Below are 23,715 nucleotides of genomic sequence, written 5' to 3' on the forward strand. Positions count from 1 at the left end.
GTTGTCAATGCAAATATTGTGCGTGCAATGGAATGCTGTGGTGCGGATGGCACGGCGATCCGGGCGACGGTGCGGTGCGGGTGCGTCCGCATGGCGCATGCACCGGCCGGTGCCGCCGTCCATCGCCTTCGGGGTGGAGAGGCGGACCGGGCGCCGAAAAGCCGCGTCATCGTCCGTCCGGTTCAGACGGTGCGCTGCAGCACCAGTTCCAGCACGAACTTGCTGCCGAAGAACGCCAGCACCAGCAGCGCCATCGCCGCCAGCGTCCAGCCGACCGCGCGGGTGCCGCGCCAGCCGTAGCGCCAGCGTCCCAGCAGCAGCGCGCCGAACGCCAGCCACGACAGCACGCTGAGCACGGTCTTGTGCATCAGGTGCTGGGCGAAGAAGTCGTCGACGAACACCACGCCGGTCACCAGCGTCGCGGTCAGCAGCACGAAGCCGACCGAGATGGTCCGGAACAGCAGCGATTCGAGTTCCGTCAGCGGCGGCAGGGCGCGCAGCCAGCGGTGGAACTCGCGGCGGCGCATCGCCCGCTCCTGCGCCCACAGCAGCATCGCCAGCAGCGCCGCGACGGCCAGCGTGGCGTAGGCGAGCAGGGCGCACCAGGCATGCAGTTGCAGGCGCCAGTCGAGCGTGTCCGACGGCGGGTGCGGCGACTGGCCGTAGCCGATCAGCATCAGCGCCGCGATCGGGAACACGATCACGCCCAGCGCCGCCATGCGGCCGCGGATGTCGTAGAGCGCGGTCAGCGCGGCCATCCCCAGGCCGACCAGCGACAGCGCGGCGAAGAAATGCAGTTCGGTGCCGACATCGCGCCACACCAGCAGGTGCGCGGTCGCGTGCAGCACGATCGCGGCCAGCGCCGGCACCGCCCACAGCGCGTTCCTGGTGTCGCGGGCGACGCCGCGCACCAGCAGTGCCGCGGCCGCCAGGTAGCACAGGACTGCGATGAGAACGATTGTCATCGCGGAAGTGTCGCACAGGACCCCTTGCGGCAGGTGCCCGGTGTCGCCCGGATGCCGGGCGCAAGGCCCGCGGCGCCGGGCGCCCCACCGCCGCAAGCTATAATCGCCGCCCGTTTCCGCAGCCCGAGTTCCGCATGTTCGAGTCCCTGACCCAGCGCCTGTCCGGCACCATGGAGCGCCTGCGCGGGCGCGGCCGGCTGACCGAGGAGAACATCCGCGAGGCGACCCGCGAGGTCCGCATCGCGCTGCTGGAGGCCGACGTCGCGCTGCCGGTGGTGCAGGCCCTGATCGAGCGCATCAAGGTGCGCGCGGTCGGCCAGGAAGTGCTGAAGTCGCTGACCCCGGGCCAGGCGCTGATCAAGGTCGTGCGCGACGAGCTGACCGCGGTCATGGGCGCGCAGGCCACCGAGCTCAACCTCAACGTGCCGGCACCGGCGGTGATCCTGATGGCCGGCCTGCAGGGCGCGGGCAAGACCACGACCGTCGGCAAGCTGGCCAAGCTGCTGAAGGAAAAGCGCAAGAAGAAGGTCATGGTGGTCAGCGCCGACGTCTACCGCCCGGCCGCGATCGAGCAGCTCAGGACGCTGGCGCAGCAGGTCGACGTGCAGTTCTTCGCGTCGGATGCCTCGCAGCAGCCGGTCGACATCGTGCGCGCGGCGATCGGCGAGGCGAAGAAGTCGTTCGTCGACGTGCTGCTGGTCGACACTGCCGGCCGCCTCGCGATCGACGAGGCGATGATGGCCGAGATCCAGGCGCTGCACGCGGCCGTGAATCCGGTCGAGACGCTGTTCGTCGTCGACGCGATGACCGGACAGGACGCCGCCAACACCGCCAAGGCGTTCTCCGAGGCGCTGCCGCTGACCGGCGTGGTGCTGACCAAGACCGACGGCGACGCCCGCGGCGGCGCGGCACTGAGCGTGCGCTACATCACCGGCAGGCCGATCAAGTTCATCGGTACCGGCGAGAAGGTCGACGGCCTCGACGTGTTCCATCCCGAGCGCGTCGCCAGCCGCATCCTCGACATGGGCGACGTGCTGTCGCTGGTCGAGCAGGTCGAGCAGCAGGTCGACAAGGACAAGGCGCAGAAGCTTGCGCAGAAGGTCGCCAAGGGCAAGAAGTTCGACCTCAACGACATGCGCGACCAGCTCGAGCAGATGCAGAACATGGGCGGCATCGGCAGCCTGATGGAAAAGCTGCCGGGCCTGGGCCAGGTGCCCGAGCATCTCAAGCAGCAGGCCGCGCAGAGCAAGGAAGTGCCGCGGATGATCGCCATCATCGGCTCGATGACCAAGAAGGAGCGGCGCAACCCGGCCCTGCTCAACGGCTCGCGCCGCGCGCGCATCGCCGCCGGTTCCGGCACCACGCCGGCCGACGTCAACAAGCTGATGAAGCAGTACATGCAGATGGAAAAGATGATGGGCAAGATGGCCCGCGGCGGCATGAAGGGCATGATGCGCGGCCTGCAGGGCATGATGGGCGGCCGCGGCGGCATGCCGTTCCGCTGATCGCGGCCCGCCCCGGCGCATCGCGCATGCCCTGGACGCCCGGGACGCATGTCGTCCACCTCGCGCTGGCGCTGCTGATCGCCGGATGCCTGGCGTCCGGCTGGGCGCTGCTGCCGGCGACGATCGCGATCTGGATACTGGTGATGCTGGTCTCGGTGCTGGTCGACTGCCTGTTCCGGGCGCGGGGTACGCGGCCATCGGCTGCCGGTGCAGGCGCGGGCGACAGCCCCACTGCAACACTGCCCGTCGAATCGGTCACGCTCGATCCGCCGCGCAGCGCGCCGTTGCGCGCGGATGCGCGTGCAACGCCGGGCGATGCGACGCCGCGCGAGTGGCGGCGGCACGTCGACGACATCGTGCCTTTCGACAACGAGCGCTTTCCACGGTCGGGCATCTGCACCACGACATCGCTGTTCCTGCGCGCAGGCGACGTGCTGGTGCTGCGCTTCCATGCACCGGGCGAACCACGGGACCTGGCGTCGTCCTGGCCCTGCGACCTGTGCCATGCAGGCACGCGCCAGCGATTCGACGTGCGCACCGATGTGGAGACACGGTTGCCGATCGCGCACACCGGCGTGTATTCGCTGGGCATCGGCCAGGACGCACCGGGCGCGCCGGCGGCGGCCGGCAGCATCGGGGTCTGGCTGTGCGTACCCGGGCCCGACGCGTTGTCGCTGCCGCTGGCGCCGGCCGACACCGCCGCCTGCCGTTACGAGACGGACGCGGACGGCGGCCTGTTGGCACGGATCGAAGGCGAGACCCATCGTGAGGACCACGCGAGGTTGCCGGCGCGGGAAATCCGCGAGGTTCCGCACGGCGCGGCGCTGCTGTTCGCCAGTGCGCAGGACTGCTGGGACGTCGCCGGCATCGCCCGGCCCGGCGCCGACTGGCTCTCCGACCACCATCACCTGCACCGCTGGTACCTGCAGCTCAGCCGCGGCGACGTGCTGGCGCTGGAGTACGCCTGGCAGGCGGTGGAGTTCGACCAGGTGCTGCGTTTGCCCCGTGACAACAGCACCAGCCACACCAACGGCGAACTGTCGGTCTACCGGTTCGTGCGCGGTCCCGCGCTGCATCACCAGTGGGTGGATGCGCTGTCGCCCCGCGGCATCGACGAATTCACCTGCGATGCCGACGGCATCTACTGCCTGGAACTCGAATGCTTCGGGCCGCCCGAATGGCGCACCCGGCCGGCGTCGGATTTCATCGACCTGCGCCTGTGGGGCGCGTTCCTGCAACGCCCGCACGTGCTGCGCGGGTTCGACCTGCGCGAAGGCAGCGTCGAGGGCTGGTACCGGCAGCTGATGCCGGTGCCACGGGGCTGATCGCGGCGGCGGCCTGCGGTCGCGGCGTCCGATGCCCGCGGCGGATGGGCGCAAACTGCCGGGCACGTCCGTATCGGTGCGAAGGCAGTGAAGACAGGTCCGGATGCGGCGAGAATGGAATCTTCCTGCCGCGGGGCTGGCCGGCGCGCGCCTTGCTGCGCGGGTGCCGCCAGCCGGCCCCCGCCACACGGACCTACGAGGAACCGCGACCTTGATCCACACAGCACCCCTGTCCCGGGCCCGGGCCTTCTGTGCACGTTTCGGCCTGCGCCTGCCGGTGCTGATGGCGCCGATGGCCGGCGCCTGCCCGCCGGCGCTCGCCGTGGCCGTGGCCAATGCGGGCGGCTTGGGCGCGATGGGCGCGGTGCTGTCGTCGCCGGACGACATCGGGTCGTGGATGCGCGACTTCCGTGCCCGGTGCGACGGTCCTGTCCAGATCAACCTGTGGGTCCCGGATCCCGCGCCGGTGCGCGATGCGGACGCCGAGGCGCGCACGCGCGACTGGCTGGCGCAGTGGGGGCCGCCGGTGCCGGCCGACGCCGGCGATGCCGCGCCCGTCGACTTCGATGCGCAGTGCGCGGCGCTGCTGGCGGCGCGGCCGGCCGTGGCGTCGTCGATCATGGGCGTGTTTCCCGCGACGTTCGTCGCGCAGCTCAAGGCCGCGGGCATCGCGTGGTTCGCCTGCGCGACGACCCTGGACGAGGCGCGCGCGGCCGAAGCGGCCGGTGCCGACGCGGTGGTCGCGCAGGGCTTCGAGGCCGGTGGCCATCGCGGCGCATTCGATGACGCGGCCGCGGAGCGCCAGCTGACGGGCCTGTTCGCGCTGCTGCCGCGGCTGGCCGACCACCTGCGCATTCCGGTGATCGCCGCCGGCGGCATCGCCGATGGCCGCGGGATCGCGGCGGCGCTGACGCTAGGCGCCAGTGCGGTGCAGGTCGGCACCGGCCTGCTGCGCACGCCCGAGGCTGCGCTGGCGCCGGCCTGGGCCGACGCGCTGGCGCAGGCCGAGCCCGAGCAGACCTGGCCGACGCGCGCGTTTTCCGGGCGGCTGGGGCGCGCGATCGCGACCGCCTATGTCCGCGCCTCGGCGGATGCCGCGGCACCGCCGCCGCGGCCGTATCCGGTGCAGCGTGCGCTGACCGCGCCAATGCGCCAGGCCGCGCTCCGCGACGATGCGCTCGCCGGCATGCAGGCCTGGGCGGGGCAGTCGGCGTGGCTGGCCGGGGCCGAACCCGCGCAGGCGTTGGTCGCGCGCTGGTGGCGCGACGCCGGGGCGCTGCTGTGACCGTCGTGTTCTGCAACGGCCGCCCGGCGACGGTCGAGGACCTGGCGCGGCCTGCGCTGCGCAACGATGGTCATTTCACGACGTTCCAGCTGCGCGGCGGGGCAGTCCGGGGCCTGGAACTGCATCTGCAGCGGCTCGACGCCGCGACGCAGGCGCTGTTCGGCGCCGCGCTCGATGCCGCGCGCGTGCGCGAGGCGCTGCGCGCGCCGCTGGCCGCGACGGCGACGCGGGACGCGACGGTCCGCATCACCGTGGTGCCGCGCGAGACCGGTCCGCGCGCGGACGCTGCGCCGGCGGTCGACGTGCTCGTCTCGCTGGCGCCGCCCGGCGAACCCGGTGCCGCGCCGTTGCGGCTGCAGTCGTTCGTGTTCCAGCGCGACACCGCGGCGATCAAGCATGTCGGCACCTTTCCGCTGTTCCAGTACCAGCGGCTGGCGCGCGCGGCAGGTGCCGACGATGCGCTGTTCGTCGATGCGGCCGGCCGCGTGGCCGAGGGCTCGGTGTGGAATCTCGGGCTGTGGGACGGGGCCACGCTGACCTGGCCGGAGGCCGACGCGCTGCGCGGTACCCAGGAACGGCTGCTGCAGGCGGGCCTGTCGGCGCTTGGCGTGCCCCAGCGGACCCGCCCGGTCGCACTTGCCGAACTCGATGCGCCGGTCGCCGCCTTCGCCTGCAATTCGCGCGGCCAGCAGGCGATCGGGACGGTCGACGGGCGGCCGCTGTCGCTGTCCCGGGAACTGGACGCGCTGCTGAGGCGGGCGCTGGCGACGCAGCCATTGGAGCCGGCGGCCTGACGGCCGGCACATGCCGGCAGGCGGGACGCTTGCGCCCCGGCCGGAAATTCCCGTTATAATCGCCGGCTTACCTCGCCACCCTGGCGACTGGGCAACACAGGAAGCAGAGCAATGGTCAAGATCCGTCTGACGCGCGGCGGCGCCAAGAAGCGTCCGTTCTACCACATCATCGTCACCGACTCGCGCAGCGCGCGCGACGGCCGCAACATCGAGCGCGTGGGTTACTACAACCCGGTCGCGACCGGCGGCGAGCAGCGTGTCGTCCTCGACACCGCCCGCGTCGACCATTGGGTCGCCAATGGCGCCCAGCTGACCGACAAGGTCCGCGCCCTGTACAAGGAAGCGGGCAAGGCGGCAGTCGCGGCGCCCGCCGCCTGATGCGCCGGCCGCGCCCCGTGCGCGGCCCCGTCACGCAATGAACGACCAGGCGCGCCAGCCTGCCCAGCGCATGATCCAGCTGGGCAAGGTCCATGGCGCGTTCGGCGTGCGTGGCGAAGTGAAGCTGGAATCGTTCACCGAGCCGCGCAGCGCGATCTTCCGCTACCAGCCCTGGGTGCTGCGCGATGCGCGCGGCGGCGAGCGCGCCTGCGAGGGCGCGCGCGGCCGCGAGACGCCCAAGGGCGTGGTCGCCACGCTGCCCGGCATCGAGGATCGCGACGGCGCCGAGGCGGCGCGCGGGCTCGAGGTCTGGGTGTCGCGCGATGCGCTGCCGCCGCCGAAGCCCGGCGAGTACTACTGGGTCGACCTCGAAGGCCTGCGCGTGCGCAACGTCGACGGTGCCGATTTCGGCGTCGTCTCGCACCTGTTCTCCACCGGCGCCAACGACGTGCTGGTCGCCCACGGCGAGCGCGAGCGGATGATCCCGTTCGTCGTGCCGGACTACATCGTCTCGATCGACTTCGACGACGGTCTGGTGACCGTCGACTGGGACGCGGAGTTCTAGGACCCCGTGATTGGTGATGACCGGACATTCGTCCGTTGAAAGCGGTAATTCGTGATTGGAAAAGGCCGTCATGTCGTCCGAAGCTGCAACGAATCACGAATCACGAATCACGAATCACGGCCGTTTGCGCATCGACGTGGTCAGCCTGTTCCCCGAGTTCATCGCCCAGTGCGCGGCGGTGGGCGTGGTCGGGCGCGCGCGCGAGCGCGGATTGCTGACGCTGCAGGCCTGGAATCCGCGCGACCATGCCGAGGGCAACTACCGGCGCGTCGACGACCGGCCGTTCGGCGGCGGGCCGGGCATGGTCATGCTGATCGACCCGCTGCGCGCGGCGATCCAGGCCGCGCGCGCGGCCGATCCGCGGCCGGCCAGGGTGATCTACATGAGTCCGCAGGGGCGCCCGCTGACCCAGGCGCGGGTGCGCGAGCTGGCGGCGCGCGAGCGGATGATCCTGCTGTGCGGCCGCTACGAGGGCGTCGACGAGCGCCTGCTGCAGGCCGAGGTCGACGAGGAACTGTCGATCGGCGACTACGTGCTGTCGGGCGGGGAACTCGCCGCGGCGGTCGTCGTCGACGCGGTCGCACGGCTGCAGGACGGCGTCCTCAACGACGCCGAATCCGCGACCCAGGACAGCTTCGGGGACGACGGCCTGCTCGACTGCCCGCATTACACCCGTCCGGTCGAACATGCGCTGGGCAAGGTGCCGGACGTGCTGCTGTCGGGCAACCATGCCGAGATCGCGAAATGGCGCCGGCAGCAGGCGCTGGGCCGGACCTGGCGGCGGCGGCCCGATCTGCTCGACGCGTCCGCGCTCGGCAAGGCGGACCGCAGGCTGCTGGAGGCCTACAGGGCGGGCGACCCGGCCAGCGGGACCGACGACTGAGACCGGCGGTGGGGGGCTGGCATTCGCCGCGATCCTGCCTTTATAATGCGCGGCTAACAAAACGCCGGGCTCCCGGGCCCGCCAAGCCAGAGCGTGCGTCCACGTGCACCACGCCTACAACGACACCAACAGGCAAAGACCATGACCACCAAGCCCTCCCTGAACACCCTGCTGCAGGACTTCGAGAAAGAGCAGTCCCAGCGCGAGCTTCCCGAATTCGGCCCCGGCGACACCGTCGTCGTCAACGTCAAGGTCAAGGAAGGCAACCGCGAGCGCGTGCAGGCCTATGAAGGCGTGGTCATCGGCAAGAAGAACGCCGGCCTGAATTCGGCGTTCACCGTCCGCAAGATCTCGCACGGCTTCGGCGTCGAGCGCGTGTTCCAGACCCACAGCGCGACCATCGAGTCGCTGCAGGTCAAGCGCCGCGGCGCGGTCCGCGCCGGCAAGCTGTACTACCTGCGCGGCCTGGAAGGCAAGAAGGCGCGCATCAAGGAAGACCTGTCGGCCACCGCCAAGGCCAAGAACGAGCGCGCCCGCGCCAACGAGGCGGCCGCTGCTGCCGCGAAGGCCGCACCGGCGGCGGCCGCCGAGTAAGTCGGCCCGCCAGGATGTCGCACGACGGCCGCCGCAAGGCGGCCGTCCGCGTTTTGGGGCGTTGGATGACGCCACTTCTCCCTGCATCGGCGGTTTCGAACGATCGATACGCAACGGGCGCCGGATGTGGCCATCCGGCGCCCGTCGTCTTCCTGCCCGGATGACGGCTCAGTCGTCGTAGTCGGTATCCAGCAGCCGGCCGGTGCGGGCCGAATACTCCAGTTCGACGATGCGGCCATCGTTCCGGCGGATCTCGATGTCGTACTCGCCGTCGTCGTAGGACACCTCGATGACGCGGCCGGGGTGGCGGCGCTGCGCGTCGGCGAGAATGCCGTCGAGCGAGGCGCCGTTGCGCGCGTTGCGCGGATCCACGCGCGCGGCCTCGGCGGCATGGCGGATGTCGGCCTGGGCGCCACGTGCGCCCTCCTGGGCGAAGGCCAGCGGGGCGGCGACGGCGAGCAGGCCGGCGGTGGCGAGGACGGCGGCGGCGATGGGGGAACGCAACATGGAAAACTCCTTGGTCGAATGCCCGGTGGCTCCGGGTTGCCTCCAGTCTCCACGGGGCGTCTAACCGCCTTCTGATCGACACGTTCACGAAACGGTTAATGCCCGCGCCCAGACTGTCGCCATGCGCCCGTCCCTCGTGCTTTCCGCCTTCGTCCTGCTGGCCTGCGTGTCGGCCGTGCCCGTGTCGGGCGCGGAAGGGCCGGCGCGCCGCGGCGGCGACGCAGACTACGCGCGCGACGGCGTGCGCCGCGGCACGCTGGTGCGGCTGGAGCAGTTGCTGGCCGACGCCGAGCGGCGCTATCCCGGCCGGGTCATCGAGGTCGAGCTCGACGACGATGACGACGAGTACGAGATCGAGATCCTGATGCGCGACGGCCGCGTGGTCGAGCTGACGTACGATGCGCGCACCGGGCGCCTGCTCGAGGTCGAGATCGACGACTGATGCGGATCCTGCTGGCCGAGGACGATGCCGAACTTGCGGCGCGGATCGCCGCGGCGCTGGTTGCCGCCGGCTTCGCGGTCGATCCGGTGGCCGACGGCATCGACGCCGAGTTCCGCGGCCACACCGAGGACTACGACGCCGCGGTGCTCGACCTCGGCCTGCCCGGGCTCGACGGCGTCTCGGTGCTACACCGCTGGCGCGAGGCAGGGCGCTCGCTGCCGGTGCTGGTGCTGACCGCACGCAGTCGCTGGCACGACAAGCTGGCCGGCTTCACCGCCGGCGCCGACGACTACCTGACCAAACCCTTCCAGATCGAGGAACTGGTGCTGCGGCTGCACGCGCTGATCCGGCGCAGCACCGGACATGCCTCGCCGCGATTGCGCTGCGGGCCGCTGGAGCTCGACGCCCATGCCGGCCGCTTCCTGCGCGACGGCGAGCCGCTGGCGCTGACCGCGCAGGAGTACCGCATCCTCGCCTACCTGATGCACCATGCGGGCCGCGTGGTCAGCCGCGCCGAACTGGGCGAGCACGTCTACGACAACGGCTACGACCCGGACTCGAACGTGCTCGACGTGCTGGTTGGCCGCATCCGCCGCAAGCTCGGCATCGCGCTGCTGCATACCGTGCGCGGGCAGGGGTTCCGGCTGTCGGAGCACGCATGAGCGGCTGCGGGGCATGAGCGGCCGGCGCGCCCTGTCGCTGCGCGTGCGGCTGTGGCTGGCCGGCGCCGCCGGCGTGGCGATCGCCGCGCTGATCGCCGGCAGCCTGCTCGGCACGATGTTCGAACGCTACGGCCAGCGCGCGCTCGATCAGCGCCTCGACGACGACTTCGCGACCCTGGCCGGCCTGCTGGAGGCCGCCCCCGACGGCAGCTGGCAGCTGCGCCGCGCGCCTGCGGACGAACGCTATGCGCGGGTGTTCTCCGGCTGGTACTGGCGCATCGGCGAGGGCGAGGGCGCGCGCCAGTCGCGCTCGCTGTGGGACGACGAACTCGGCATTGACGCGCAGGTGGCTCCCGGCCCGGCGCTGTGGACGCAGGCCACGGGGCCGCGCGGCCAGCAGTTGCGTGTGCGCGTGCAGCAGCTGCGCCTCCCCGGCGTCGCCGTGCCGGTGCCGGTGCTGGTGGCGGCCGACCGTGGCGACGTGATCGCCGGCACGCGCGAGTTCCGGCGGCTGGCGATGCTGGCCTTCGCCGGCGCCGCCGCGACATTGCTGGCGCTGCTGGCCTGGCAGGTGGAGTGGGGGCTGCGTCCGCTGCGGCGCATGCGCGGCATCCTGGCGCGGGTGCGCAATGGCGATGACGTGCGCTTCGGCGACGACTGCTGGCCGGCCGAGGCCGCGCCGCTGGCGCAGCAGATCGACGAACTGCTCGACGAGCACGGCCGCCGGGTCGAGCGCGCACGGCATGCGGCGGCCGACCTCGCGCATGCGCTGAAGACGCCGCTGGCAGTGCTGTCGGCCGAGGCCCAGCAGCCGGGGCCGGAGATTGCCGCGATCGTCGCCGGCCAGGTGCGACGCATGCAGGCGGAGGTCGAGCGCCGGCTGGTCGGCGGATTCGCCACCGATGCCCGCCGGCGCACGCCGGTCGCGCCGGTCGCCGACGCGCTGGCGGCGCTGTTCGCGCGCGCGGGCGACGGGCGCGTCACCGTCGGCGTCGAAGTGACGCCGGACCTGGTGTTCGCCGGCGCGCGCGAGGACCTGGAGGAGATGCTCGGCAACCTGGTCGACAACGCGGTGAAGTGGGCGTCGGCGCGGGTGCGTGTCCATGCCTGGCGTACCGGCGGGCGGCTGTGGATCGCGGTCGACGACGACGGCCCCGGCATGCGGCCCGACGCGCTGGCCGAGGCGGTGCAGCGCGGCACCCGGCTCGACACCCGCGTCGCCGGCCACGGCCTCGGCCTGTCGATCGTCGACGACATCGCCAGCGGGTACGATGGCCGCCTGCAACTGGCCAATCTCGACCCCGGATTCCGCGCGGCGCTCGACCTGCCCGCCGGCGATCCGCCCCCGACATCATGACGACCATCTCCAGGCCGACGGGCCCTTCCACGTCCACGGCGGCGACCTCCGGCAGCGTGCGCCTCGACCTGTGGCTGTGGGCGGCCCGGTTCTTCAAGACCCGGGCGCTGGCCAAGCAGGCGATCGAGACCGGCAAGGTGGACGTCGATGGCCAGCGCGCCAAGCCGGCGCGCGCGGTGCGAATCGGCGATGCCCTGCGCATCGAACGCGGCGAGGAACGCTTCGAGGTCGTGGTGCAGGCACTGTCGGACACACGCGGGCCGGCAACCGTCGCGCGGACCCTGTATCTCGAACCGGAAGCCTCGCGCATCGCCCGCGAGACCCGGACCGCCGAACTGCGCGCGGCGCGTGCCGGCTACCGCGCGCCCGAGCACAAGCCGGACAAGCGCGCGCGCCGGCTGATCCGCGCACTGGGCGACATCGACGCGCTGTAGGGTGGGACAAGGCCCGGCCTGCGGAAGAATTGGCGGCGCGCACCGAGTCGGTCCGGTCGCGTGTCGATCCGATGCATGGATTCACGTGCGGGCCCGCAGGATCTGTACCTGCGGACATCACGGGAATGCAGGTCCCAAGTCGCGAAGCGCATGGCAGGCGGGGTTGTCCGGCGCCTCACCGCGCCGGTGTGCGCTCCCGATCCTCGAGATCCTCGAGGAAGCGGCGAATGTACGCCGCGATCGTGTCGGGTGCGTCCAGATGCGGGACATGGCTGCCGAACGGGATGAGTCCGAGCCGGGCTCCCTCGATGGCGGCCGCCAACTCCAGGGTGTCTCCGCGAGGCACGAGATGGTCGTCGTCGCCGCCGATGATCAGGGCCGGACAGGAAATCGATGTCACCGACTGGCTCGGGTAGTTGCCGGGCGCGCGGTTGCGCCACATCGCGACCAGTGCATGGAACAGCCGGTCGAAATCCGGTTCGGGATTGAGGCGACCGTACAGCGCCACCGCGTCGGGGAATCGGGCCCGCCATCGGTCCGCGGTCAGCGTGTCGAAGATGTCGCGCATGATGTCGTCGTGGGGTGGGCTGGCATGCGCGCCGATCGTCACCAGACCGGCGATCGGCACTTCGCCGCGCGCCGCCAGATGCAGCGCGGCGATGCCGCCGTCGCTGTGGCCGACGACGACGGGGCGGCGCATCCCGAGCCGCGCCATGACCGCTGCCGCATCGCGCGCCAGCAGCGGATAGTCGAGCGTCCGCGTGCCCAGCGTCGATGCGCCGTGTCCACGGGAATCAAGCAGCACGCAGCGACAGTCGTCGAAGGCACCGGTCAGGGGGTCCCAGTCGTCCAGGCTGGTGCCTCCACCGTGCAGGAACAGGAGTTCGCGGCCGGACGCCGGTCCTTGCGTCTCGACATGCAGCCTCGCGCCTTCCACGTCGATCCGGTGCCCTGCGGTATGCATCGCGGTTCTCCTGTCCTGGGTGATCGTTCTTGAATGTCCGGGGCGTTCAGCACGGTTTCGTGGCGCGGTAGTGGAACATCGCCAGCCCCGCAATGATCAGCGCCGCCGCCAGCGCGAATCCGCGCGGCAGCGCCTCGCCGAACGCCAGTACCGCGACCGGAGCGCCGACGATCGCCGCGACCGGTCCGATCTGGCTCATGTAGACCGGCCCCGCGATCTGCTGCAGCCGGAAGGATGCGGTGTACTGGGCCACGAAGGTGGCGATCGCGACCAGCGTGACGAGCAGCAATGGCGTGTATCCCATCCTGGCGATGGCCCCCGCGCCTTCGACCTGCAGCGCGAACGGCAGGGTCGCCAGGGCACCGCACAGCAGCATCGCACCGGCCAGTTCCCGCGACCCGGCCCCCTTGGGCCAGTAGCGGCTGCGGAACACGTTGCCGGCCGCCAGCACGATTGGCATCGCGCAGGCGACGAGGACCGCGCCGCGGTCGGCGGGCGCGGCCAGGCCTTTGCCGACGGCGAGCAGCGCGCCGCCCGCGAGTGCGACCAGCAGTCCGCCGACGCGCAGTGCGTCGAAGCGCTCCATGCGCAGCAGGAACGACAGCAGCCAGGTCAGCAGCGGCGGGAACGCGAGCGCCAGTGCGATGAACGCGGCGCCGACCCGGTGCACTGTCAGGTAGCCGAGCGCGCTGCCCAGCGCGATCAGCGCGCCGGCCACCACGCTGTAGCGCAGTACCGTCGCCGGGTCCGCGCCGCCACGCCGGATGCCGCCGCCGGTGAGCACGAGGACCAGGCCGGATCCACCCATCGCCAGCGTCAGGTAGGTCAGCATCGGCGCCTGTTGCCCGGCCGCGACCCGGGACAGCAGCACGGCCAGCGCCAGCAGCGCGCCGACGAGCAGCAGCAGCGGCAGCGCACCGCGGAGGTGGGGCGGCGGGTCGCCGCGTTCGGGGGGATTGGCAGGAGGGGGCGTGGAGGACATAGGGGGAACTCCGGGCAAACGGGTGCAGGTGTTCGGCCCGGCCGCGGGGCCGGGAGCGGATACCAGGGGGAGATGGCGATCGAACCGCGCGCCGCCGCGTGCGGTCGGGTGTTCAGCCGGGCGGGCCGCGTTCCCGGTCGACGGTCGAGCCGTCGGCCCGGGTCTTGTCGAAGGACGGGATCGCGCGGCCCAGGGTCCGCAGCAGGTCGGCCAGCGTGCGTCGCTGGTCGGCGGGCAGGGCGTCCAGCCAGGTGCGCTGGAGCTGCATGTCCGCCTCGAACGCCGCACGGGTCCGGCGCTGGCCTTCGTCGGTGAGGGCGACGATCAGGCTGCGCCCGTCGGTGGGCGAGGGAACGCGCTCGACCAGTCCCGCGGCCTCGAGCCGCTTGAGCCGGTGCGTGAGGCCGCCGGACGACACCATCAGCGAGGTGTACAGCGCGGTAGGCGAGAGCCGGTAGGGCGGACCGCTGCGCTGCAGCGTCGCCAGCACATCGAACTCGCCGCGTTCCAGCCCGTGGTGCGCGAACAGCGCGTCCATGTGCGGCGCGATGCGCGTGGCGATGCGATAGATGCGGCCGAAGATCGCCATCCCCTCGGTGTCGATGTCCGGGGACTCGACCGCGCGCTGGGCGATGAAGCGGTCGACGTCGTCGCCTGAGGCGGGTGCGTCTGAGCGTTGCGCTTTGCCGGGCATGGGGCCGATCCGGATATGTCTTGATGCGAAGATATTCGTGAATTATCTTCTTGTCAAGACAAATGCCGGTGGAGCGCGGAGTGCGTCAACAGCAATGCCCGGCGTTTCGACCGCATTCCCGGGACCGGAGGCGGAACGCAGGAACGCCGGCACGAGGCCGGCGTTCCGTACACGTTCCGCGCTTGCGCGGTTCAGAGGTTGAGAGTCAGTCGAACGCCGTCACGGGCGTTCGGCGGCGGTCGCAGCAGGCGGGCGATTGACTCTCAACCTCTCAGGCCAGGTCGAAGCGGTCCAGGTTCATCACCTTGGTCCACGCGGTGACGAAGTCCTTGACGAACTTCTCCCTGCCGTCGGCTTCGGCGTAGACCTCGGCCAGGGCGCGCAGCACCGAGTTGGAGCCGAACACCAGGTCGTTGCGGGTGGCGGTGTACGTCGGCTCGCCGGTCCTGCGGTCCTTGCCCTGGAACACCTCGGCCGCATCGTCCACCGGCGCCCACACCGTGGACATGTCCAGCAGGTGGGTGAAGAAGTCGGTGCTCAGCACGCCGACCTGGTCGGTGAACACGCCGTGGCCGGAGCCGTCGTGGTTGGCGCCGAGCACGCGCAGGCCGCCGACCAGGACGGTCAGCTCCGGCGCGGTCAGGGTCAGCTGCTGGGCCTTGTCGATCAGCAGGGCCTCGGTCGGCGCATTCACGCCGGCCTTCTTCCAGTTGCGGAAGCCGTCGGCCAGGCCTTCCAGCCACTGGTAGGACTCGACATCGGTCTGCGCCTGCGTGGCATCGACGCGGCCCGGCGCGAACGGCACTTCCACCGCGACGCCGGCGGCGCGGGCCGCCTGTTCGACGCCGACCACGCCGGCCAGCACGATCACGTCGGCCAGCGAGGCCTTGCCCGAGGCCTGCTGGATCTGCTGCAGCCTGGGCAGCGCCTGCAGCGCGAGCCGGTTGGCTTCCCAGTCCTTCTGCGGGGCCAGGGCGATGCGCGCGCCGTTGGCGCCGCCGCGCTTGTCGCCGCCGCGGAAGGTCGAGGCCGAGGCCCAGGCGATGGATACCAATTGCGACACCGTCAGGCCCGAGTCGGCGATCCTCGCCTTCAGGTCGGCGATGTCGGCGGCGCTCGGCGCGTGGACCGGGGCCGGCAGCGGGTCCTGCCAGATCAGGTCTTCCTTCGGCACTTCCGGGCCGAGGTAGCGCGCTTTCGGGCCCATGTCGCGGTGGGTCAGCTTGAACCAGGCGCGGGCGAAGGCCTCGGCGAAGGCCTGTGGGTCGTTGAGGAAGCGCCGCGAGATCTTCTCGAACTCGGGGTCGAAGCGCAGGGTCAGGTCGGTGGTCAGCATCGTCGGCCTGCGCTTGATCGCCGGATCGAACGGATCCGGGATGACCGCTTCGGCATCCTGGGCCTCCCACTGGATGGCGCCGGCGGGGCTGCGCGTCTGCACCCATTCGAACTTGAACAGGTTCTCGAAGAAATGGTTGCTCCATTGCGTCGGCGTCTGCGTCCATACCACTTCAAGGCCGGAGGTGATCGCGTCCTTGCCGACGCCGTTACCGTAGCTGCTGCGCCAGCCCAGGCCCTGCTGCTCGAGCGCCGAGGCCTCGGGATCGACGTCGACCGCGTCCGCCGGGCCGGCACCGTGGGTCTTGCCCAGGGTGTGGCCGCCGGCGATCAGGGCGACGATCTCCTCGTCGTCCATCGCCATGTTGCCGAAGGTGGCACGGATGAACGGGGCGGCGGACAGCGGGTCGCCGCTGGCTTCCGGGCCTTCCGGGTTGACGTAGATCAGGCCCAGTTCGGTCGCGCTGATCGGGCTGCCGGCCAGCGCGCTGGATTCGCGGTGCGCCAGCCAGGCCTTCTCGTCGCCCCAGTTGACGTCGTTGTCCGGCTCCCAGGTGTCCTCGCGCCCGGCGCCGAAGCCGAAGGTACGGAAGCCCGAGGCCTCCAGCGCGATGTTGCCGGCCAGGATCATCAGGTCGGCCCACGAGATCTTCTGGCCGTACTTCTGCTTGACCGGCCACAGCAGGCGGCGGGCCTTGTCCAGGCTGACGTTGTCGGGCCACGAGTTCAGCGGGGCGAAGCGCTGCTGGCCGCGACCGCCGCCGCCGCGGCCGTCGACCATGCGGTAGGTGCCGGCGCTGTGCCAGGCCATGCGGATGAACAGGCCGCCGTAGCTGCCCCAGTCGGCCGGCCACCAGTCCTGGGAATCGGTCAGCAGCGCCTTGAGGTCGGCCTTCAGCGCGGCGTAGTCGAGCTTCTTGAACTCCTGGCGGTAGTCGAATCCGGGACCGAGCGGGTTGGAGCGCTCCGAATGCTGGTTCAGCAGGTCAACGCGCAGCTGGTTGGGCCACCAGTCCCGGTTGCCGGTGCCGCCGCCGGCGACGGGGTGCATCGGGGCGCTGTGGAACGGGCATTTCGCGGCCGGGGGCGAAGGCGTGTCGACCGGGGCAGGGGTGTTGGTTTCGGTTGGCGTGCTCATGGCGGGCTCCTCCTCTGAAGACCCGCACGATATGCGCCGTTGATGAACAAATACAATTCGAATGAATCTGCCTTATCGATAGGCATTTCCTATTTGCAGCTTCCCCTGGGCAAGCGACCGGTGGCCGATGGTCCGATGGCGCAATGGACCAGGGCCACGATGACAGGCCGCGAATGCGGGAACGCCTGCTCAGGATTTGCCGAGCAGGCTGCCGCCGACCTTCAGCAGGTCGCCGATGCCGAGCTGGCCGTCGCCGTCCTGGTCGAGGATCGAGCCGAGCAGGCCGCCGACGCCCGCCTGCTGCGCGGCCCTGGTTTCCTGGCCCAGCGCCGCGCCCAGGTCGGCAGCACCGGCATCGCCGGCGGGGGCCTTGCCCTGCTGCAGGAACTGCTTCGACAGGTAGGCCAGCACCAGCGGCGCCAGCAGCTTCAGCAACTGCCCGGCCTGCTGGCTGCCCAGGCCGGTGGCCTGGCCGAGCTGGGCCTCGGCGTGTTGCTGGCCGCCGCCGAAGATGTGGCCAAGGATCGCCGCGCCATTGGCGCCGCTTGCCGCGCCGCCGCCGCCCAGCACCGCGCCCAGCATGCTGCCCAGGTCGGCGCCGGCGTAGTCGCGCTGCAGCGCGCCGAGCAGCGATTGCGCGCCCTGCGGCTGGGCGGCGTTGTGGCCCAGCTTGCCCAGCAGCAGCGGCAATGCGGTGCCGACGGCGCTGGCGGTTTTGGCGGGATCGAGGCCGAGCTGCTGCGAGATCTGCTGCAGCGGCGCGCCATCGAGCTGCTTGAGCAACTGGTCGGCGAGGGAGGCGGTCATGGCGGTTTTTCCTGGAAGTTGGGCGTGGTGGGATGCCCGGCAACTGTAGCGCCGGCAGCCGCCGTCGCGGTGACGGCGGACGGAAAGCTGCATTGTCGTTTATCCGGTTTGCGCGGCCGGGGCGGTAGGCATGTCGCCGCCATCGTCGTGCGGCGTCGTCCTGCGGCTGAAATCGGCCAGATGCAGCGCGGCCTTCACCGCCTGGTCGCAGATCCGGCGCAGCGTGCTGCCGTATTCGAGAACCGCGGCCATGCGCTGCGGTTCCACCAGGCCGGTGGTGCCGGCGCGCAGCAGGCTGGTCTTGAACGCCTGGTAGGTGGCTTCGAAGCGGACGTGGCCGGCGCTGGCGGCAGCGCCGTCGTCGGGCGAGCGCTGCAGCTGCCGCAGCAGCGCGACCGCCTCGCTGCGCAGTTCGGCCAGGTGCTGCGCCGGCCCGGCCACCTCGACATGCGCGTTCGCGCGCTGGCCGCCGAGCTCGCGCGCCAGTTCGCCCTGGTTGACGTGGTACTGGGCGATGCGCAGCGCGGTCGGCAGCGTGTCGGCCAGGTAGGGATCGTCGTCGTGGCGCGGGATGCCGGCCACGAACTCGCCGATCGCGACCTGCAGGCTGTCGAGCCGGGCGCTGCCCGCGGCGCGGTTGCTGCGGTCCGCGCCCTCGAGCACCGAGATGCACAGGCCGTTGGCGATCGTGCCCATCCGCCGCAGTTCCAGTCCCAGCGCATCCACCGCCAGCACCGGCGTGGCCTGGACGTTGCGGTCGAGGAAGCGCGGCTTGCCCTCGTCCTCGCCGGTGCCGCGGAAGCGGCGTTCCAGCATCCGCACCAGGCGCGGCGTCAACGGCCACATCAGGCCGATGCCGAGCAGCTTGGTCAGGGTGTGGAACACCGCCAGCACCAGCGCGACCTGGACGGTGCCGGTCATCGAGCCGCCGATCGTGCGCGCCAGCCACAGCAGTGCCGGCAGCAACAGCAGCGCGGCCGCCGCGGTGACGACGTTGAACGCCACGTGCGCCGCGGCCACGCGCTTGGCCGGCGCGGTGGCGCCCAGTGCCGCCAGCACCGCCGTCGACGTGGTGCCGACGTTGGCGCCGATGATCATGCCGGCGGCATGGTCCAGCGACACCAGGCCACCGCCGGCGGCGGTCAGGGTGATCGCCAGGGTCGCGCTGGAGGACTGGGTCAGCAGCGTCAGCACGATGCCGATCGCGACGAAGGCGAGGATGCCCAGCGGCGAGTCGCCGCCGATCGCGTCGAGCGAGAAGTCGTTGCCGAGATGCGAGAACGCATCGTGCAGCACGCTGATGCCGAGGAAGAACAGGCCGAACCCGGCCAGCGCCTGACCCAGCGCCCCGTTGCGCGAACCGCGCGCGACCGCCCACAGCACCGCGCCGATGCCGATCGCCGGCAGCGCCCATGCGCCGATGTCCAGGTCGAAGCCGGTCACCGCGACCAGCCACGAGGTCAGCGTGGTGCCGAGATTGGCGCCGTAGATGACCCCGATCGCCTGGTGCAGCGACAACAGGCCCGCATTGACGAAGCCGATGGTCGCGAAGATCACCGCGCTCGACGACTGCACGGTGGTGGTGATCAGCAGTCCCGAGCCGACCGCGCGCAGCGGATTGCGCGTCGCCGTCGACAGGATGCCGCGCAGCGCGCCGCCCGCCGACGCGGTCAGGCCGTCGGTCATCAGCCGCATGCCGAGCAGGAACAGGCCGATGCCGCCGATGAATGCCGGAATGGCCGAGGCCGCGTGCATCCCGCTCAGTGCCTGCCGGACAGGCGGCCGTACCGGGCCGGGGCCGCGGCGCGGCGCATCAGCCCAGCGCCTTGAGGCGGTACAGCGCCTCGAGCGCCTGCTTCGGCGTCAGCTCGTCGGGGTCGATCGCGGCCAGCGCGTCGAGCGCCGCGGAGGCCGGCGAGAACAGGCCGATCTGCTGCGGCGTGTCGAGGTTTGCCGCCGACATCGGCGCGGGCGCCGGCGCGTCGCGGCCGCGCTGTTCGAGTTCGGCCAGGCGGCCGCGCGCCTCGCGCACCACCGCCTTCGGCAGGCCGGCCAGCGCGGCGACCTGCAGGCCGAAGCTGCGGTTGGCCGGGCCGTCCTTGACCGCATGCATGAACACCAGCGTGTCGCCACCATGCTTGTCACGGTGCTCCACGGCGTCGAGGTGCACGTTGGCGATGCCGCTGCCGGGCTGGGCGAGGGCGGTGAGCTCGAAATAGTGCGTCGCGAACAGCGTATAGCTGCGGTTGGCCGCCGCGAGGTGGCGCGCGCAGGCATCGGCCAGCGCGAGGCCGTCGTAGGTGGAGGTGCCGCGGCCGATCTCGTCCATCAGCACCAGCGATTCGTCGGTCGCGTGATGCAGGATGTAGCTGGTCTCGGCCATCTCGACCATGAAGGTAGACTGGCCCTTCGCCAGATCGTCGCCGGCGCCGATGCGGGTGAGGATGCGGTCGACCGGGCCGAGCACCGCGCGCGCCGCCGGCACGAAGCTGCCGATGTGTGCCAGCAGCACGATCAGCGCGTTCTGGCGCATGTAGGTGCTCTTGCCGCCCATGTTCGGGCCGGTGATGACCAGCATGCGCCGCGCCTGGAAATCCTCGCCGTCGCCCAGCACCAGGTCGTTGGGTTCGAACGGCGCCTTGCGCACCGCCTCGACCACCGGATGGCGGCCGCGCTCGATGCGCAGGCCAGGTTCGGCCACCAGTTGCGGGCGCGACCAGTCCAGCGCCTGCGCGCGTTCGGCGAAGCAGGCCAGCACGTCGAGCTCGCTGAGCGCGCCGGCGCACTGCTTCAGCGCCTCCAGCCGCTGGCCCAGCGCATCGAGCAGTTGTTCGTACAGCAGCCGCTCGCGCGCCAGTGCGCGTTCGCGCGCGGACAGCACCTTGTCCTCGAATGCTTTCAGTTCCTCGGTGATGTAGCGCTCGGCGTTGGTCAGCGTCTGTCGCCGGGTGTAGTGCGCCGGCGCCTTCGCCGAGTGCGCCTTGCCGATCTCGATGTAGTAGCCGTGCACGCGGTTGTAGCCGACCTTCAGCGTGGCGATGCCGCTGGCCTCGCGTTCGCGCGCTTCCAGTTCGACGAGGAACTGGTCGGCGTGCTGGCTGAGCCGGCGCAGCTCGGCCAGCTCGGCGTCGTGGCCGTCGGCGAACACGCCGCCGTCGCGTGCCAGCACCGGCGGCTGCTCGACCAGCGCGGTCGCCAGCAGGTGCGCCTCGGCCGCGTGCTCGCCGAGCGCGTCGTGCAGCGCGCGCAGGCGCGGCGAATCCAGCGATGCCAGCACCGCGCGCACCTCGGGCAGCAGCGCCAGGCCGTCGCGCAGCGTCGACAGATCGCGCGGCCGCGCCGAACGCAGCGCGATGCGGGTCAGCACGCGTTCCAGGTCGCCGAGCGCGCGGAAGCGCCCGCGCAGGTCGGTGTCGGCGCCGCTGTCGATCAGGCTCGCGACCGCGTGCAGGCGCGCGTCGAGCACGCCGCGGTCGCGCAGCGGCCGATGCAGCCAGCGCCGCAGCAGGCGCCCGCCCATCGGCGTGACCGTGCTGTCGAGCACGCCGAGCAGGGTGTTGCGGGTGTCGCCGTCGACGCGCGTGTCGAGTTCGAGATGACGGCGGGTCGCGGCGTTCATCGCGATCGCGCCGTCGCCGCTTTCCACCGCGATCGCGGTCAGGTGCGGCAACCGCTGCTTCTGGGTTTCCTCGACATAGCCCAGCAGCGCACCCGCGGCGGCGACCGCCAGCGGCTTGTCCTCGATGCCGAAGCCGGTGAGGTCGTGCAGGCCGAAGAACTGCAGCAGCTGGCGCCGCCCGGAATCGGCGTCGAACAGCCACGGCGGACGCCGGCGCATGCCGCTGCGCTCCGCGACGAACGCCGGCCAGCCGTCCTCGTCGGGCACCAGCAGTTCGGCCGGATCCAGCCGGGCGAGTTCGGCTTCCAGCGTGTCCTCGCCGGCGCACTCGCAGACCAGGAAACGGCCACCGGCGAGGTCCGCCCAGGCCAGCCCGTAGCCGCGGCCTCCCGACGACAGGCCGCCGCGCGCGACCGCCATCAGCAGCGTGTCGCGGCGCTCCTGCAGCAGCGCCTCGTCTGTCACCGTCCCCGGCGTGACGATCCGCACCACCTTGCGCTCGACCAGGCCCTTGCTGGCCGCCGGGTCGCCGATCTGCTCGCAGATCGCCACCGACTCGCCCAGCGCAACCAGTCGCGCCAGGTAGCCTTCCGCCGAATGATGCGGCACCCCGGCCATCGGGATCGGCGCGCCGCCCGAGCTGCCGCGCTGGGTCAGGGTGATGTCGAGCAGCCGCGCCGCCTTGCGCGCGTCGTCGTAGAACAGCTCGTAGAAATCGCCCATGCGGAAGAACAGCAGCACGTCCGGATGCGCCGCCTTGGCGGCGAAGAACTGCTTCATCAGCGGCGTGTGTTCGGGCTGGCCTGCGCCTGCGTTCCGGGTAGCGTGTTTCTGCATCTGCGATGGGGGCTCGTCTCGGGCGGGTGCCGTGCGCGGCACTCGAAGCGCCGGGGTCTGGATGCCGCGGGTGTGCGACGGGCCGCAGGTGCGGCCCGGCATGCGCGTCGGCAGGCTGGCCGCGAAGCGTGGCACCGACTGCCGGTCCGGGTCAAAGGCGCGCATGCCGCGGGACGCGATCGGGCGCAGCGCCTGAAACGACGACGCCGCCAGGTGCGGCGGCGTCTCGGTGGGGGGGTGGAGGGCGTGGCGGCCCGCCGCCTGCAGATTCCGGGTCCGGTCAGCTGTCGCCCTCGTAGGCGATGCGCCAGACCGTGTCGCCGGCATCGTCGGTCAGCAGCAGCGAACCGTCGCCCAGGCCGATCACGTGGGTCGGGCGCCCGTAGACTTCGGGCTCGGCGCCGTCGCGGACGAAGCCGGTCAGGAAGGGCCGCGCCTCGCCGCTGGGGCGGCCGTCCTCGAACGGGACGAAGATCACCTGGTAGCCGGCCAGTTCGCTGCGGTTCCACGAGCCATGCAGGGCGACGAAGGCACCGTCGCGCCAGGGCGCGGGGAAACGGTCGCCGCGCGGGAAGTGCAGGCTCAGCGCCGAGGTGTGCGCGCCGACGGCGAAGTCGGGCACCAGGGTCCGCTCGACCAGGTCCGGGCGCGCCGGCACGCGCTCGTCGACGTTGCGGCCGAAGTAGGCGTAGGGCCAGCCGTAGAAGCCGCCATCCTGCACACTGGTGATGTAGTCGGGCACCAGCGCGTCGCCGATCAGGTCGCGTTCGTTGACCGAGGTCCACAGGGCGCCGGTGCGCGGCTCGAAGTCGATGCCGTTGGGATTGCGCAGGCCCGAGGCGAAGATGCGTTCGTTGGACCCGTCGGGGTCGATCTCCAGGATCGCGGCGCGGCGCTCCTCCACCTCCAGCCCGAACTCGCCGTTGTTGCTTGCCGAGCCGACCGTGACGTAGAGCTTGCGTCCGTCCGGGCGGGCGATCACATTCCGGGTCCAGTGGTTGTTGTAGCCGCCTGCGGGCAGGTCGAGGATCTTCTCGCCCGCATCCTGGCGCAGGCGGGTCTCGCCGTCGGCGTAGGGGAAGCGCCAGACGCCGTCGGTCACCGCGACGTAGAGCCAGTCGCCGAGCTGCTGCATGCCGAAGGGCTGGTTCAGGCCGACCGCGAACACCTTGCGCACGTCGGGCGTGCCGTCGCCGTCGACGTCGCGCAGCAGGGTGATGCGGTTGGCGCTGGGCCCGTGCGAGCGCGAGACGTTGAGCACCTCGCGCTGGTCGGATTTCGCGTTGGAGCGGGCCTCGGCGACCAGCACGTCGCCATTGGCGAGCACGTGCAGCCAGCGCGGATAGTCCAGCCCCTCGGCGTAGCGGGTCACCGAGAAGCCTTCGGGCGCGACCGGCGTGCGATCGATCGGCCAGCCGACCACCGGTGGCCGGACCTCGATGTCCGAGGTGTCCGCCGGCGCCGGCAGTTGCGCGGCCACGGCCGTACCGGGACCGAACTCCGAAGGCGCCAGTGGCGGGGCGGCACCGGCCTGGGCCGTGCAGGCCAGCGACAGGCCGGACAGGACGAGGCCGAGGAGAATGCGGGAGCGACGGGGATCGGGCATGGGGGAATCCTCGGGTTGGGGGCTGCTGGGAAACGGC

At 71.5% G+C, this 23,715-nt stretch carries 22 protein-coding genes; 12 read left to right on the top strand and 10 right to left on the bottom strand.

Annotated features, from left to right (window positions below; all coding sequences use genetic code 11):
- Positions 1 to 182: 182 nt before the first annotated feature.
- A complete protein-coding gene (locus tag LDO26_RS08955; RefSeq protein WP_232130742.1) occupies positions 183 to 965 on the bottom strand; it encodes a cytochrome C assembly family protein in 783 nt (260 codons plus the stop codon).
- A 134-nt stretch (positions 966 to 1,099) separates the two neighbouring features.
- Here LDO26_RS08955 and ffh point away from each other — a divergent pair, with 134 nt between their 5' ends.
- The 8 genes from ffh (at position 1,100) to rplS (ending at position 8,294) form a co-directional block, all read left to right on the top strand.
- Positions 1,100 to 2,470 (top strand): signal recognition particle protein, encoded by a 1,371-nt coding sequence (gene ffh, locus LDO26_RS08960; protein ID WP_232130743.1) that lies wholly within the window; start codon positions 1,100 to 1,102, stop codon positions 2,468 to 2,470.
- Positions 2,471 to 2,496: 26 nt separating this feature from the next.
- The gene (locus LDO26_RS08965) at positions 2,497 to 3,795 is read left to right on the top strand and encodes a hypothetical protein (RefSeq protein WP_232130744.1); all 1,299 of its coding nucleotides are present in this window, start codon (positions 2,497 to 2,499) and stop codon (positions 3,793 to 3,795) included.
- Between the two features lie 214 nt (positions 3,796 to 4,009).
- Positions 4,010 to 5,080 (top strand): NAD(P)H-dependent flavin oxidoreductase, encoded by a 1,071-nt coding sequence (locus LDO26_RS08970; RefSeq protein ID WP_232130803.1) that lies wholly within the window; start codon positions 4,010 to 4,012, stop codon positions 5,078 to 5,080.
- On the top strand, positions 5,077 to 5,874 hold the full coding sequence (locus LDO26_RS08975; protein WP_232130745.1) for an aminotransferase class IV: 798 nt from the start codon (positions 5,077 to 5,079) through the stop codon (positions 5,872 to 5,874). The genes LDO26_RS08970 and LDO26_RS08975 overlap by 4 nt, the downstream gene beginning before the upstream one ends.
- A gap of 111 nt (positions 5,875 to 5,985) precedes the next feature.
- Positions 5,986 to 6,252, top strand: coding sequence for a 30S ribosomal protein S16 (gene rpsP / locus LDO26_RS08980; protein WP_232130746.1), 267 nt, complete (start codon positions 5,986 to 5,988; stop codon positions 6,250 to 6,252).
- 37 nt (positions 6,253 to 6,289) lie between these two features.
- The gene (gene rimM, locus LDO26_RS08985; RefSeq protein WP_232130747.1) at positions 6,290 to 6,817 is read left to right on the top strand and encodes a ribosome maturation factor RimM; all 528 of its coding nucleotides are present in this window, start codon (positions 6,290 to 6,292) and stop codon (positions 6,815 to 6,817) included.
- Positions 6,818 to 6,941: 124 nt separating this feature from the next.
- Positions 6,942 to 7,700: a tRNA (guanosine(37)-N1)-methyltransferase TrmD gene (gene trmD / locus LDO26_RS08990; RefSeq protein WP_232130748.1), complete on the top strand. Its 759-nt coding sequence runs from the start codon at positions 6,942 to 6,944 to the stop codon at positions 7,698 to 7,700.
- Between the two features lie 141 nt (positions 7,701 to 7,841).
- Positions 7,842 to 8,294 carry a 50S ribosomal protein L19 gene (gene rplS / locus LDO26_RS08995; protein WP_232130749.1) on the top strand — a complete coding sequence of 151 codons (453 nt, stop codon included), beginning with the start codon at positions 7,842 to 7,844 and terminating at the stop codon, positions 8,292 to 8,294.
- A gap of 168 nt (positions 8,295 to 8,462) precedes the next feature.
- Here the strand turns inward: rplS and LDO26_RS09000 are convergent, their stop codons facing one another.
- Positions 8,463 to 8,801, bottom strand: a complete 339-nt coding sequence (locus LDO26_RS09000) for a PepSY domain-containing protein (RefSeq protein WP_232130750.1) — start codon at positions 8,799 to 8,801, stop codon at positions 8,463 to 8,465.
- A gap of 121 nt (positions 8,802 to 8,922) precedes the next feature.
- Between LDO26_RS09000 and LDO26_RS09005 the strand changes: the two genes are divergently transcribed.
- From LDO26_RS09005 to LDO26_RS09020, 4 genes are read left to right on the top strand one after another with little or no spacing between them, the layout of a single operon-like run.
- Positions 8,923 to 9,243, top strand: coding sequence for a PepSY domain-containing protein (locus tag LDO26_RS09005; protein ID WP_232130751.1), 321 nt, complete (start codon positions 8,923 to 8,925; stop codon positions 9,241 to 9,243).
- Positions 9,243 to 9,905: a response regulator transcription factor gene (locus tag LDO26_RS09010; RefSeq protein WP_232130752.1), complete on the top strand. Its 663-nt coding sequence runs from the start codon at positions 9,243 to 9,245 to the stop codon at positions 9,903 to 9,905. The genes LDO26_RS09005 and LDO26_RS09010 overlap by 1 nt, the downstream gene beginning before the upstream one ends.
- 13 nt (positions 9,906 to 9,918) lie before the next feature.
- A complete protein-coding gene (locus LDO26_RS09015) occupies positions 9,919 to 11,262 on the top strand; it encodes a sensor histidine kinase (RefSeq protein WP_232130753.1) in 1,344 nt (447 codons plus the stop codon).
- Entirely contained in the window at positions 11,259 to 11,696 is a 438-nt protein-coding gene (locus LDO26_RS09020; protein WP_232130754.1) for an RNA-binding S4 domain-containing protein, read from the top strand. The genes LDO26_RS09015 and LDO26_RS09020 overlap by 4 nt, the downstream gene beginning before the upstream one ends.
- 175 nt (positions 11,697 to 11,871) lie before the next feature.
- Here LDO26_RS09020 and LDO26_RS09025 read toward each other — a convergent pair whose 3' ends face one another.
- From LDO26_RS09025 to LDO26_RS09060, 8 genes are all read right to left on the bottom strand, one after another.
- The gene (locus LDO26_RS09025) at positions 11,872 to 12,660 is read right to left on the bottom strand and encodes an alpha/beta fold hydrolase (protein ID WP_232130755.1); all 789 of its coding nucleotides are present in this window, start codon (positions 12,658 to 12,660) and stop codon (positions 11,872 to 11,874) included.
- Positions 12,661 to 12,706: 46 nt separating this feature from the next.
- On the bottom strand, positions 12,707 to 13,642 hold the full coding sequence (locus LDO26_RS09030; RefSeq protein ID WP_232130756.1) for a DMT family transporter: 936 nt from the start codon (positions 13,640 to 13,642) through the stop codon (positions 12,707 to 12,709).
- A 112-nt stretch (positions 13,643 to 13,754) separates the two neighbouring features.
- Entirely contained in the window at positions 13,755 to 14,336 is a 582-nt protein-coding gene (locus LDO26_RS09035; RefSeq protein ID WP_232130757.1) for a MarR family winged helix-turn-helix transcriptional regulator, read from the bottom strand.
- Positions 14,337 to 14,607: 271 nt separating this feature from the next.
- The gene (katG, locus tag LDO26_RS09040; RefSeq protein ID WP_232130758.1) at positions 14,608 to 16,809 is read right to left on the bottom strand and encodes a catalase/peroxidase HPI; all 2,202 of its coding nucleotides are present in this window, start codon (positions 16,807 to 16,809) and stop codon (positions 14,608 to 14,610) included.
- Between the two features lie 189 nt (positions 16,810 to 16,998).
- Positions 16,999 to 17,616, bottom strand: a complete 618-nt coding sequence (locus LDO26_RS09045) for a DUF937 domain-containing protein (protein WP_232130759.1) — start codon at positions 17,614 to 17,616, stop codon at positions 16,999 to 17,001.
- 99 nt (positions 17,617 to 17,715) lie between these two features.
- Positions 17,716 to 19,371 (bottom strand): Na/Pi cotransporter family protein, encoded by a 1,656-nt coding sequence (locus LDO26_RS09050; protein WP_232130760.1) that lies wholly within the window; start codon positions 19,369 to 19,371, stop codon positions 17,716 to 17,718.
- Positions 19,372 to 19,429: 58 nt separating this feature from the next.
- A complete protein-coding gene (gene mutS / locus LDO26_RS09055) occupies positions 19,430 to 22,072 on the bottom strand; it encodes a DNA mismatch repair protein MutS (RefSeq protein ID WP_232130761.1) in 2,643 nt (880 codons plus the stop codon).
- Between the two features lie 280 nt (positions 22,073 to 22,352).
- Positions 22,353 to 23,678, bottom strand: a complete 1,326-nt coding sequence (locus tag LDO26_RS09060) for a PQQ-dependent sugar dehydrogenase (protein WP_232130762.1) — start codon at positions 23,676 to 23,678, stop codon at positions 22,353 to 22,355.
- Positions 23,679 to 23,715 lie beyond the last annotated feature (37 nt).

It is taken from the genome of Proluteimonas luteida, from assembly GCF_021191695.1.
In the GTDB taxonomy this organism is placed as follows: Bacteria; Pseudomonadota; Gammaproteobacteria; order Xanthomonadales; family Xanthomonadaceae; genus Luteimonas; species Luteimonas luteida.